Origin of the sequence: Bradyrhizobium oligotrophicum (assembly GCF_051168495.1) — a bacterium.
In the GTDB taxonomy this organism is placed as follows: Bacteria; Pseudomonadota; Alphaproteobacteria; order Rhizobiales; family Xanthobacteraceae; genus Bradyrhizobium; species Bradyrhizobium oligotrophicum_A.
In genome coordinates, this window is record NZ_JBNPVB010000012.1 from 218,674 (window position 1) to 231,511 (window position 12,838).

Here is a 12,838-nt window from a genome sequence, read left to right on the forward strand (position 1 = left end):
GGTGCATTGTCATGCCGATCTACAAGACTCCGGGCGTCTACGTCGAAGAGATCTCCCGATTGCCGCCATCCGTGGCCGAGGTATCGACCGCGATCCCCGCCTTCCTGGGATACACCGAGAAGGGTCCGGCGATGGCGCGGATCAGCTCGCTGCTGGAATACATGGCGACGTTCGGCGGCGCCAAGCCGACCGCCTTCGTCGCCTCGACCAAGACCGATCCGGCCACCGGCCTGCCGACGATCGATCTGGTGGATCCCGCCGCCGCGAACGGACCCAGCCCCGACCGGCTGCTCTATTACGCCGTCAGTCACTACTTCGCCAATGGCGGCGGCCCCTGCTACATCTTCTCGCTCGGTGACTATTCCGCCCCGCTCGCCAAGGCCGATTTCAGCAAGGCGCTCGGCCTTCTCGCTCTGGAGGATGAACCGACCCTGATCGTGCTCACCGACGCGGTGCTGCTGGCTGCGAGCGACTATTTCGAGATCGCCCAGGCCGCGCTCAGCCAATGCGCCCGGCTGAAGGATCGCTTCACTATCCTCGACGTGCCCAAAGGCGACGTCACGGCGTTCCGCAACCAGATCGGGACCGACTATTTGTCCTATGCCGCCGCCTATCACCCCTACCTGCGGACATCGCTGAACTTCGCGATCGACGAAAGCAAGATTCAGGTCAAGATCACCGACGCGCAGGTGCCGCCGACGATCAAGGAGGTCCAGTTTCCCGCCAACGATGCCAACGGCATGGTCGTCTCGTTCCAGAGCAGCGACCCGACCACCACGCCGAAGGTTCAGCTCGTCGGCGGCGACAACGCGCAGGCGATCGACATCACCGTCGTCAACGGCAAGCCCACGCTTGTGATCAGCAACGTCGCCGGCGGCAAGACCGCCAAGCAGGTGGTCGATCGCTGGACGGCGGTCAAGGCCGGGCTGGCGACAGCCGGCTTCGACATCCGCCAGCAGGGCAACGGCTCGGCCGCCTTGCAGCCGACGCCGGCCGGCGACGGCGCCGATCTCGTCAAGGTCGGCGGCGGCGCGCCGCCCGCGCCCGCCCTCGTCGACATCAAGCTCAGCGACACCGCGCGCTACAATCAGATCAAGGACGCGCTCAGCCGCCAGCGCGTGACCTTGCCGCCGAGCGCAGCCATCGCCGGCATCTATGCCCGCGTCGATCGCGACCGCGGCGTCTGGAAGGCGCCCGCCAATGTCGGCGTGATGGCCATGGTCAGCGTCGACAAGAAGATGACGGATGCCGACCAGGAGCTGCTCAACGTCGACCCGACCGCCGGCAAGTCGATCAATGCGATCCGCGACTTCACCGGCAAGGGCACCGTCGTCTGGGGCGCCCGGACGCTCGCCGGCAACGACAACGAATGGCGCTACGTGCCGGTGCGGCGCCTGTTCATCACCATCGAGGAGAACACCCGCAAGGCCTCGGGCTTTGCCGTGTTCGAGCCGAACGATGCCACGACCTGGCTGAAGGTTCGAGGCATGATCGAGAGCTATCTGTATTCGCTGTGGGAACGCGGCGCGCTCGCCGGCTCGACACCGGAGGCGGCCTACTACGTCAATGTCGGCCTCGGCAAGACCATGACGCCGCAGGACGTGCTCGAAGGCCGGCTGATCGTCGAGATCGGCATCGCGGCCGTCAGGCCGGCCGAATTCATCGTGCTGCGCTTCATGCACAAGCTGCAACAAGCCTGATCGAAATCGATAGATTGAGGGAGCGCACCGATGGCTGTCAGCGCCAGTGAAATCAAGGCCACCTATCCATTGCCGGTCTACAACTTCCGGGTCGAGATCGGCCCCAATGCCGTGGCCTTCTCGGAAGTGTCGGGACTGTCGATCCACTACGAGGTCACGACCTTCAAGGAAAGCCCGACCGGCGGCGGCAGCGCCGGTCCGCGGGTGGTCCACATGCCGTCGCAGCCACAGCCGGTGAACGTGACCCTCAAGAAGGGCGTGGCGCGCAGCGCCAGCGTCTCCGCGCTCTACAGCTGGATCAAGACCGTCTCGCTCAACCAGGTCGAGAAAAAGGACGTCGTCATCAGGCTGTGCGACGAACAGGGCAAGCCGGTCATCAGCTGGACCGTCATCAACGCCTTCCCGACCAAGCTCGACGGCCCCGCCTTCGACGCCAAGTCGAACGAGATCGCGGTGGAATCGCTGGAGCTGCGGGCCGATGCCATCACCATGACCGAAGGCTGAGGCCGGCAATGCCCGACGACAAGGCGACGCAGAAGCTGCTCTATCCGCTGCCCGGCTACAATTTCCAGGTCGCGGTGGATTCCGACTCGGCGAGCTTCACCGAAGTGTCGGGCTTGGCCGCCGAATACGAGACGGTGAGCTATCGGCACGGCTTCAGCCGCTGGGAAGGCGAGGACGTGACGCGCTTTCCCAAGCGCAGCCACAGCACCGTGACCTTGAAGAAGGGCGTGATGGCGGGCGGCAAGTTCCTGTCGCAATGGCTGACGGCGGATCCGCCGTCGGCGCGCGCGCTCGCGATCAGCCTGTGCGACGAGGCGGGTGCGCCGGTCGTGGTCTGGCACGTCAAGGAGGCGATCCCGGTCAAGCTCTCTGCGCCCAGCTTCGACGTCAACAGCACCCAGGTCGCCGTCGAGACGGTCGACCTGCTCGCAAGCGGAATCTCCGTCGAGTATCTGTGACATGCCGGTCAAGGACCTCCCCTTAAGCTTCCGCTTCGGCGTGTTCTTCTTCGTCGGCGGCCTCGTGCCGAACCCGATCGACATCCGTTTCCAGAAGGTGTCGGGCCTGGGGGCCACCGTCGCGCTGAAGACGCATGCCGAAGGCGGGCAGAACCTCTACACGCATCGTTTTCCCGAGACCATCGGCTATCAGAACCTGGTGCTGGAACGCAGTGCGCCGCTGATCTCGCCGCTCGACATCGAGTTCAACATCTCGCTGTCGCTGTTCAAGTTCTCCGCCTCCAACGTGCTGGTGACGCTGTTCGACGATGGCGGCGCGCCGACGGCGGGCTGGATGTTCCTCAACACCTATCCGGTGCGCTGGGCGACGTCGGATCTCGATGCCGGACAGAACGGCGTCGTGATCGACACGATGGAGCTGGCCTATACCCGCATGCAGATCATGAGGCTCTGACCGATGCCCGTCGAGATTCGCGAGCTGATCATCCGCGCCGTGGTCGATCCGCACAAGGCGGGCGAGCGCGGCCCTGCGGCGAATGCGCCGGCATTCGACCGCGACGCGCTGGTCCAGGCCTGCGTCGACGAGACCCTGCGCATCCTGCGCCGCGAGAAGGAGCGCTGACGATGGGCTTTCCCGACCTGTTCAAGCTGGAGAAGCTGCAGATCTCCGCCTTCACCGACACCAAGCGGCAGAAGAGCAACGAGATCGAAGGCTCGCCCTTCGTGGCGATGTTCAATCCGCAGACCCTGAGCCAGACCAACAGCAATTTGTTCGAACCGGGCAAGGCTGCAGGCGGCGCCGAGCAGGTCGCGACCTTCATCCGGACCGAGCCGAGTTCGATCGAACTCACCTTGCTGCTCGACGGCACCGGTGTCGAGGAGATGGGGCTCGTCAATCTGTTCGCGGGCATCGAGACGGTGAAGAGTCGCATCGACGGCTTCCTCGCCATCGCCTACCAGCCGCAGAGCAAGACCCACGAGCCGAGCTATCTGAACCTGAAATGGGGCAAGTTCAGCTTCAACTGCCGGCTCACCGCCGTGACCATCAACTACACCAGCTTCGAGCGCGACGGCTCGCCGCTGCGCGCCGAGCTCGTGCTGTCGCTGACCGCCGACGACGATGTCGCCAAGCAGCAGTCCAAGCTCGCCTTCACCTCGCCCGACGTGTCGCATGCGCGGCTGGTGCGCGGCGGCGACACGCTGCCGCTGATGGTCCATGCCGTCTATGGCAGCACGGTGCACACGCCGCGCGTCGCGCGCGCCAACGGGCTCGACCATCTGCGCGGCCTCGAACCCGGCCGGACGCTGATCTTTCCGCCGCTGTCGCGCTAGGAGCCGGATGTGCCGGACGGCTTCACCATTCCCACGATCCTGGTCGCCGGCAGCGCACTGCCGCCGAGTTTCGCGCCGCTGTCGATCGACGTGACACGGGCGGTGAACCGGATTCCGACGGCGACGATTTCGATCCATGCCAAGGGCGCGGTGGCCGACGAGACGCCGCTGATGGCCGGCGGCCCGTTCAAGCCTGCGGCCGAGGTCGAGATCAAGCTGCGCCGCGCCGGCGAGGACGATGTCAGCGTGTTCAAGGGTCTGGTCACCGCGTTCTTCGTCCACACCCGCGCGGGCCTGCCGACGCTGGATGTCGTGGTCAAGGACAAGACCATGAAGCTGACCGGCGCGCGCCACAGCCGGATCTGGACCGACACCACGGACAGCGACGCGATCCGCTCGATCATGACCGACGCCGAGCTCACGGTGGATGACGCGCCCGACACGACGCCGGCGCACACGACGCTGGTACAGCACGACTGCACCGATTGGGACTTCATCCTGACCCGCGCCGATGCGCAGGGGCTCGCTGTCGTCGCCTTCGACGGCGCGGTGTCGCTCAAGCAACTCGCGGTCGATGGCGAGGCGGCGCACAGCTTCGCGCTCGGGCTCGATCCGATCACCGATCTGCATTTCGAATTGGACGCAGCGAGCCAGGCCTCCAGCGTCAATGGCGTGGCGTGGGATCCGAAGCAGCTCGCGCCGGCAGATCCTGCCACGGCCGAAACGCTGAACCTGCCGCAAGGTGAGATCGGGACCGCCTCGGTCGGCGATGAACTCGGCATGGGGCCGGTTCGTCTCAGCCATATGGTCCCGCTGCAGCCCGACGAAGTGAAGGCCTGGACGAATGCGCGCGCAGCCCGCGCCCGTCTGGCGCTGATCCGCGGCCGCATGTCGGTGGCGGGCCTCCCCAACGCCAAACCGATGGATATCGCCAAGCTGGATGGCCTCGGCGATCTGCTCAACGGCAAGGTGCTCGTCACCGGCGTGCGTCACCGGCTGGACTCGCACGGCTTCTCGACCGACCTGCAATTCGGCCTGTCGCCCGATCCCGCCGGGCGCCTGCCGGAACTCGCCAACATGGACGCCGGCGGGCTGCTGCCGCCGATCTCGGGGCTTCACCTCGGCACGATTGCCGACTCCGCGGAGGACGATCCGGAGGGTGAGAGCCGGATCCAGGTCAACGTCTCCTCGGTTTTCACCGATCCGCCGAAGCCGCTCTGGGCCCGCATCGCCAGTCCCGATGCCGGCGACAAGCGCGGCTTCTGCGTCCGGCCGGAGCCCGGCGACGAGGTCCTGGTCGGTTTCCTCGGCGGCGATCCGCGCCACCCGATCGTGCTCGGGCGGCTGTGGGGCAGCAAGAACAAGCTGCCCGACGGATTCACCGATGCCAAGCAGAAGGGCCTCGTCGGCAGGAAGGACACGCGAATCGTGCTGTCGGAAGCCGACAAGCCGGCGATCACGATCAGCACGCCGGGCGGCCGGACCGTCATCCTGGACGACAAGGGCGAGAGCATCACGCTGTCGGACAAGAACGACAACAAGCTCATCCTGAATGCGAAGGGCATCACCATCGACTCGAGCCAGGACCTCGTCATCCAGGCCAAAGGCGCGATCACGATCAAGGGCAGCACGATCGACCTGAACTGATTTGAACCGCTTCAAGTGGCGTACGGGATAGGCAACATGCGGAGCTTCACTTCACACCCCGAGGATCGGACATGACGGCATCGGCCGGCTATCTCGGACGCGGCTGGGCATTTCCGCCGCAGTTCGGCCCCAACGGCGCCGACGTCGCCATGGTCGCTGGCGAGGACGACATCGTCCAGAGCCTGACCATCCTGTTCGGCACGGCGCTCGGCGAGCGCGTGATGCGGCAGGATTTCGGCTGCGACGTCTCGCGCTACATGTTCGAGGAGATCGACCAGACCTTGCTGACCTCGATCCGCGAGGCGGTGTCGGACGCGATCCTCTACCACGAGACTCGGATTCGCCTCGACGGTGTCGACGTCACGACCGACGGGCAGACCCCGGGCCTCGTGCTGATCGGCGTCCGCTACACGGTTCGCGCCAACAATTCCCGCTTCAACATGGTCTATCCCTACTACCTCAACGAGGCGGCGAGAGCGACACCATGAGCGATGTGATCGTGATCGACGGCAACATGGCCACCTTCCAGCCGAGCTTCGGCGCGGCGACGGTGGTCGTGCGCCCCGGTCCGATCACGGCGAGCGGCAAGGCAAAGGTCACCGGCAAGCTGGCCTGCGTCGCCGGCGACGAGACCAGCGTCTCGGTCGCGGGCTGCATGTACACCGCCGGCCCCTATTCGATCCCAGGCACGGGAACGCTGACGATCGCCGCGCTCGCAGGCGACCAGCAGGCCGGGACGAGCCAGACCGGCGGCAAGAAGCTGCTGCTCAAGGGAAGCAACTTCACCGCGCGTTTCACCGTCTCGGTGCCTGCGATGCAGCCGCCGCCCGGCCCGGGATCGCCGATCCCCGATCCAACACCGTCCTACAGCGGCAAGGGCAGCTTCGTCGCCACCGACACCACCGTGAAGGCGGGATGAACGATGGCGGCGCAGCCTCCCAGCGAAATCCCCATCCCGCGCCGTGACGGCACCAGCCAGTTCGCGCGCCTGCAGGCGACCCGGATCATCTCCGGCCGCTATCCCGACGGCGTCGGCATCGACGAGCGGACGACGCGCGACCTCCTGACTTTCCTGCGCAGCTACGTCGAGAAGCTGACCTATTACGACGCCGACAACGAGCCGGCCGGCGACTGGTCGGGCCTGCTCGGCGACCTCACCGACGATCAGATCCTGGCCTTCATCGACACTCCGTCGGCGGCGGCGGACGACAGGCTGCGGCGGCCGCATCTCGTGCTGCTGTTCGCCTTGTTCAAGCTGCTCGGCACTGCACGGGACGGCTTGAACGGTCTCGTGCCGCGGCATCTCGACTACTACTATCGCGACGTGCTGCGCCTTGCGCCCAAGCCGCCGGTGCCGGATCGCGTCTTCGTGCTGTTCGACCTCGCCAATGGCGCGCAGGCGGTCCAGATTCCCGCGGGCATGCGGCTGCCGGCGGGGCGCGACGCCGCCAAGCGCGAGCGTTTCTTCCGCACCGACGGCGACGTCGTCGTCAACCGCGCCACGATCAGCCGCCTCGCGTCCGTCTTCACCGACAAGCTCCTGATCGGGCTGGCGCAGGCGCGCGATCCCCGGAAAGGCGCACTCGGCACCAAGGAGGATCGCTTCATCGCGATGCTCCGGCTCGCGCTCGGCGAGCCGGCCCCGGGCGGTCCGCTGCCGCCCTATGGCGGCAAGCCGGTCACCTATCCGCTGCTGCAATCGCTCGCCGCGCTGGTCGCGTTCGCGACTGCGACGCTGCATCTGCAGCACTACGAGCTGCGCGAGCTGATCGAACGCAAGCGCACGCGCGACAATGCCGGCGGCGATTGGGTCAAGATCAATGCGATCCTGCAGGCGGCCGGCCGCGACGCGCGCCACGATCCGAACTTCGTCCTCAATCCGGCCAATCCGCGCGACTTCAATGCCAATCTCGTGACCGCGCTGAATGGGGCGCCAAATCTCGCGGGCCTGCCGGAGATCACGACCGTCGACGACCTCTACGTCCAGCGCTATCGCCAGGACGTGCAGGATGCGATTCTGCAGAAGCTGCACATGAGCGTCGCGACCTTCGTGACGATGATGGACCTCAAGCGCGCCTCCGATGCCGATTGGCGCGTCATCAACGGGCTGCTCGAACACGCCGGCCAGGACAAGCGCAAGGACCCGAGCTACCGGCTGAAGGTGACCGATCCCGCCGACTTCGCGGCCAACATGAAGGAGGCGATCGGGGCCATCGACTACGCCCCGACCGGCACGACCTCGATCGACACCTATGCGGCCGCGGTGCGCAGCCTCGAAGCCTATGTCTTCATGCCGGCCGAAGCGTTCGGTGCCATGATGGCGACCGCCGAGCAGCCCGAAGCCAACGTGTCCGAACACAGCTGGCAGCTCGTCTATGACAATCTCGGCGACGCGCTGCGGGCGAAGGTGTTTGCGGCGCGGCGCGAGACGCTGCGCAAGATGCGGGAGGCTGCGGCCGATCCCTCCGCCGGGCTTCAGTCGATCCTGGCCGATGCCGCCGGCGCATCGGCCAGCACCACGACGCTCCAGTTGCTGGAGGAGCTGAAGGACTGGGTTTCCATAACCGACATGCAGATCCTCAAGGGCGTCGCCGATGCGCCGAAGACCGCGAGCGCCGACCAGTGGGCGCAGACCTACGACATTCTCGAACGCGCCTCGCGCAAGCGCACGCAACTGCCCGATCCCAAGCCGCAGCGCCAGGACTGGCTCAACCTCTATGCCTATGCGGACGCTCCGGCCGTTCACCCGAGCCCCGAACTGGAGTCGCGCTGGAAGACCTTTGGCGCGGCACCGCCTGCGCCGTCGGCCGACCAGCCGCCGCCCGAAACCATCGGCCTCGTGATCGGCTCGCCGCTGTTCGCGCTCAGCGCGGGCACGCGGCAGATCACCCTCACCTTCGGCTTCTACGATGATGGCGGCGGTCCGATCGTCGCCGCTCCCGAACAGCCGTTCACGGTCCAGGTCAGCACCGCCGACGGCTGGGTCTCGCTCGGCGCCGACAAGGTGGAGATCACGGGCGATGCCACCATCGACTACAGCAAGCTCGACGACATCGCGCCGATCCCCGGCACGACCACCCTGACCGGCCTGCGCGTCCGCCTCACCCTGTCTTCGACCATGCCGGCAATCGCGCCGCTGCCGCCCGATCAGGCGCCCGCTGCATGTCCGTGGCCGGCCGTGCGGCTGACGCTGCGCCAGATCTGGGACGGCACGCTCGGCCGCTGGGTGATCCGCTATGCGCGGCTGCGCTCGCTGAAGCTCGCACGCATCCACATGCGCGCCGCCGTCGGATCCTACGTTCAGCCGGCACAGACCGGCGAGCCGCTCGGACCGCTGGTGCTGGAGAACGATCTGGGCCCGCTCGACGGCAAGCGGCCGTTCGAGCCGTTCGGGCCGCAGCCGGATGCCGGAGCGACGCTGTGGGTCGCGCATCCCGATCTGCAGAACAAGCGGCTGCGCGCCGTCAAGCTGCGGCTCGACTGGATGGGCGGTCCGGCCGATCTCAACGGCATCTACGCGGCCTATCAGCTCCCCGGTCCGTTCACGACCAAGGTGAGCCTGGTCGACGGCCCCATGATCACGGCGCAAGGTGCGGCCGCCGCGCTGTTCGTCACCGACCGGACGAGGCGGACGCAGGACGCCAGCAAACCGCAGACGCTCGAGATCGCAGCATTCGCCGATGCCGTGCAAGCCTATGCCGTCCCCTCGCCCGCCACCGCGTCCGCGTCGGCACGCAACCTCCCGCACGCGCTGCGGCTGGAATTGTCGGTCGGCTTCGGCCACCGCGACTATCCCGGGCTTGCCGCCACCAAGGCGATCGCGCTGGCGGTCGATACGGCCGTGTTCGCCAAGAACGGCGGCACGATAAACGCGGCGAGCTACGCCGTCGGCCAGCCCTACACACCCAAGCTGAAGTCGCTGACGCTCGATCTCCTCGCGGGGCACGAGATCCGCATGGAGGCCTATCAGCAAGGCGCGTCGTCCGACATGGTGTTTCATCTGCACCCGTTCGGCATTGCGGAAGTGAGTGCGGCCGCGGCCGGCTTTCCGCTGCTGGCCGACTACGGCAACGAGGGTGAACTGCTGATCGGCCTTGACGGCCTGCGCCCGCCGGAAACGCTGTCGCTGCTGTTCCAGATGGCCGAAGGCAGCGCCGATGCCGACGTCGAGCATCCGCAGATCCGCTGGAGCGTGCTCGATCGCAACGGCTGGGCCGAACTGCCTGGCGAGGCGGTGCTGCAGGACGGCACGCGCGGGCTGATCAATTCCGGCATCATCACCTTCGCCCTGCCGCAGGCAACTCCGGACGCACGACTTCCCGCCGGTCCCTATTGGCTGCGCGCCAGCGTGCCGGTCGGCGCCGGCGCGGTGTGCGACACCATCGCGATCCATCCGCAGGCGGCGCTCGCCAGCCGTGAACTGGACGGCCCGACCGTCGATCTGACGCCGCTGCCGCCCAAGGCGATCAAGTCGCTGTTCGCGCCCGTGCCCGGCGTCGCCGCGGTACGCCAACCCTACCCCTCGTTCGGCGGACGGCCGGCGGAAAAGCCCGAAGGCTTCCAGGCCTCGTCGAGCGAGCGGCTGCGGCACAAGCAGCGCGCGGTCACCGCCTGGGACTATGAGCGGCTGGTGCTGCGCCGCTTTCCCGAGGTCTACAAGGTGAAGTGCCTGCCGGCGACGTCGAACGAGGCCGCCATGGACCGGCGTGACGCGCTGGGCCTCGTCAGGCTGATCGTGATTCCGGACATCCGCGGCAAGAGCCTGTTCGATCCGTTCGAGCCCAAGGCCTCCTCGGCGCTGCTGTCGGACATCGCGGACTATTTGGCGCCGCTGCTGCCCGGATCGGCGCGGCTCAGCGTCGAGAACGCCAGATACGTCCAGGTGCGCATCCGCGTCGGCGTCCGCTTCAACGATCAGAACAATCCGGCGCTGTGGAAACAGCGGCTGAACGACGACCTCAACCGCTTCCTGTCGCCATGGGCGTTCGACGACGGGGCGGACATCATGATCGGGCGGCGCATCTATGCCAGCAGCATCGTCAACTTCATCGACCAGCGGCCCTATGTCGACTACGTCGCCGGCATCAAGCTGTTCGCCAGCGAGGACGGCGAGACCTTCACGCTGGCGCCGCCGGGCGGGCCGGACGGCGACAGCGTCGGCTCCGAGCGGCCGGACGCGGTGCTGGTGGCCGCGCGACGGCATGAGATCGACCTGATCGCCGACGAGATCTTCCCGGCCGATCAGTTCAAGGGGATCAACTACATGAAGATCGAGCTCGACTTCATCGTCGGCTAATTTGTCTCTGGCGGATGCGAGGTTCCGATGAATATCGACGACAACAAGAAATCGCGGGCGACGCTCAAATCCTATTTCGTCAAGAATGCGATTCCGACCGAGCAGCAGTTCTCTCAGCTGATCGACAGCCTTCTCAACCAGCGCGACGACGGCGTCATCAAGCCCGGCAGCGGCGAGCCGCTCTCGATCGAAGCCGTCGGCGACTTCGAGAAGGCCATCAACTTCTACATGCAGATTTCCGACGCCAGTCCGTCCTGGACGCTGTCGTTGCGGCCGCGGTCCAATCCGGCCGACCCGCAGACCGGGCGGCCGGGCCTGTCGATCAACGATCCGAACGGTAACAGCCGCCTCGCGGTCGATGCTGCGACGGGCCGTGTCGGCATCGGCGTCGTCGCGCCGAACGAGCGCCTCGAGGTCGGCGGGCGCATCAGGACGGGGCTGCTCACGATCGGCGCGCCCGACGTCAACACCGACTATTCCTATGTCGGCGGCAGCGCGGCCGGCGACCTCACCACGACCTACGCGCTGGCCGTCGGCATTTCGGGCGCCCAACTGGGCCGAACGGCGCTGAACGGCAAGGACATCTCGTTCCGGGTCAACAATGTCCAGCGCGCGACCTTTGCGGCCAATGGCAATCTCGGCATTGGAACGACATCGCCCGCCGCCCCGCTCGACGTCGCAGGCGTCGCGAGGTTCGGCCCGGTGTCGATCGGCCCCTGGCCGGCCAACAACGACTACGTCCATTTCGGCACGACGGCGTTGAACCAGGCGCAGGCTGGCAACTACGCGCTGCTGCAGAGCGCGACGGGCGGGGATCCTGGCACGACGTTCCTGAATTCGCCGGAGTCGATCCAGTTCCGGATCAACAACACCAGCTACGCGGAGCTCGAAAAAAGCGGCGACTTCAACGTCAAAAAGAGCCTGTCGATCGGCGGCTCGGATCTCTACTTCACCAAGACGGACCACAATCATACGGGCATCGGCAACAAGCTCGGCAACGCCGCCATCGAGAACGGCGCCAACTATGGCGGCCTGATGATCCTGGGACGGACGGTCACCACCTCGCCGCTGCGGCGCGTCGTCAAGGTCTGGGACTATCTGGAGGTCAACGGCGACCTGCTCGTGACGGGGCGCATCGGCAGCATGAACCGCGGCCCCAATCCGCTCACGCCGGGCTGGGGCGGCGGCATGCGCACGTTCGATCTGGAGGCCGAGGGGACGGTCTGGTCCCGAGGACCCGTCCAGACCGGACCGCGCGACCTTGCGGAGATCTACTTCGCGCGGGCCGCGCTCGCGCCGGGAGACGTCGTCAGCCTCGACCCCGACTCCGAACATATCGTGCTCGCGCCGCGATCCAATTGCAGCCGCGTGATCGGAGTGATCTCGACCGAACCAGGGATGCTGCTCAATTCGCTGATGAACCGCGAGGACCTTCCGACCGATGGCAGCACCGGCTACCCAGTGGCGCTGTCCGGTTGCGTGCCCTGCAAGGTCACCGACGAAGGCGGGCCGATCCGGCGTGGCGACCTTCTGACGGCAGCATCGCGCCCCGGCTACGCCATGCGAGCTGCTCCGGCCACGACCGACGGCATCTATCGCGCCGGAACGATCATCGGCAAGGCGCTCGGAGCGCATGAGGCCGACGAAGGCGTGATCGAAATCTTCGTCATGCTGCACTGATGGGAGCAATCGTAGAACGATGACAATGGTCGAGAACGCCACGATGGAAGATCGCCTCAAGGAACGGCTGGCTCAACTACGTGAGGAATTCGCCGGCGGCCAGACCCAGCTGGTCCAGGCCGAGGCGCGGGTGCGCGACCTGCGCGAGACGCTGCTGCGCATCAGCGGCGCCATCCAGGTGCTGTCCGAAGAGCTCGGCGAGACCAAGGAGGACTGACGGC

12 protein-coding genes are annotated in these 12,838 nt (G+C 66.7%); all 12 read left to right on the forward strand.

The window, feature by feature from the left end; all coding sequences use genetic code 11:
* Positions 1-11: 11 nt before the first annotated feature.
* The 12 genes from ACQR1B_RS22875 to ACQR1B_RS22930 all read left to right on the forward strand — a co-directional run bounded on the left by ACQR1B_RS22875 (position 12) and on the right by ACQR1B_RS22930 (position 12,834).
* Positions 12-1,700: a phage tail sheath family protein gene (locus ACQR1B_RS22875; RefSeq protein ID WP_434833641.1), complete on the forward strand. Its 1,689-nt coding sequence runs from the start codon at positions 12-14 to the stop codon at positions 1,698-1,700.
* Positions 1,701-1,730: 30 nt separating this feature from the next.
* The gene (locus ACQR1B_RS22880) at positions 1,731-2,204 is read left to right on the forward strand and encodes a phage tail protein (RefSeq protein WP_434833640.1); all 474 of its coding nucleotides are present in this window, start codon (positions 1,731-1,733) and stop codon (positions 2,202-2,204) included.
* An 8-nt stretch (positions 2,205-2,212) separates the two neighbouring features.
* On the forward strand, positions 2,213-2,662 hold the full coding sequence (locus tag ACQR1B_RS22885) for a phage tail protein (RefSeq protein WP_434833639.1): 450 nt from the start codon (positions 2,213-2,215) through the stop codon (positions 2,660-2,662).
* A 1-nt stretch (position 2,663) separates the two neighbouring features.
* Entirely contained in the window at positions 2,664-3,116 is a 453-nt protein-coding gene (locus tag ACQR1B_RS22890) for a phage tail protein (RefSeq protein WP_434833638.1), read from the forward strand.
* 3 nt (positions 3,117-3,119) lie between these two features.
* Positions 3,120-3,284, forward strand: a complete 165-nt coding sequence (locus tag ACQR1B_RS22895) for a DUF5908 family protein (RefSeq protein WP_434833637.1) — start codon at positions 3,120-3,122, stop codon at positions 3,282-3,284.
* Between the two features lie 2 nt (positions 3,285-3,286).
* Positions 3,287-3,994, forward strand: coding sequence for a hypothetical protein (locus ACQR1B_RS22900; RefSeq protein ID WP_434833636.1), 708 nt, complete (start codon positions 3,287-3,289; stop codon positions 3,992-3,994).
* Positions 3,995-4,003: 9 nt separating this feature from the next.
* A complete protein-coding gene (gene vgrG / locus ACQR1B_RS22905) occupies positions 4,004-5,641 on the forward strand; it encodes a type VI secretion system tip protein VgrG (RefSeq protein ID WP_434833635.1) in 1,638 nt (545 codons plus the stop codon).
* A 71-nt stretch (positions 5,642-5,712) separates the two neighbouring features.
* Entirely contained in the window at positions 5,713-6,129 is a 417-nt protein-coding gene (locus ACQR1B_RS22910) for a GPW/gp25 family protein (RefSeq protein ID WP_434833634.1), read from the forward strand.
* Positions 6,126-6,560 (forward strand): hypothetical protein, encoded by a 435-nt coding sequence (locus ACQR1B_RS22915; RefSeq protein WP_434833633.1) that lies wholly within the window; start codon positions 6,126-6,128, stop codon positions 6,558-6,560. The genes ACQR1B_RS22910 and ACQR1B_RS22915 overlap by 4 nt, the downstream gene beginning before the upstream one ends.
* A 3-nt stretch (positions 6,561-6,563) precedes the next feature.
* Complete coding sequence (locus ACQR1B_RS22920; RefSeq protein WP_434833632.1) at positions 6,564-10,937, forward strand: hypothetical protein; 4,374 nt, start codon at positions 6,564-6,566, stop codon at positions 10,935-10,937.
* Between the two features lie 27 nt (positions 10,938-10,964).
* Positions 10,965-12,617: a hypothetical protein gene (locus ACQR1B_RS22925; RefSeq protein ID WP_434833631.1), complete on the forward strand. Its 1,653-nt coding sequence runs from the start codon at positions 10,965-10,967 to the stop codon at positions 12,615-12,617.
* 43 nt (positions 12,618-12,660) lie between these two features.
* On the forward strand, positions 12,661-12,834 hold the full coding sequence (locus ACQR1B_RS22930) for a hypothetical protein (RefSeq protein WP_434833630.1): 174 nt from the start codon (positions 12,661-12,663) through the stop codon (positions 12,832-12,834).
* Positions 12,835-12,838 lie beyond the last annotated feature (4 nt).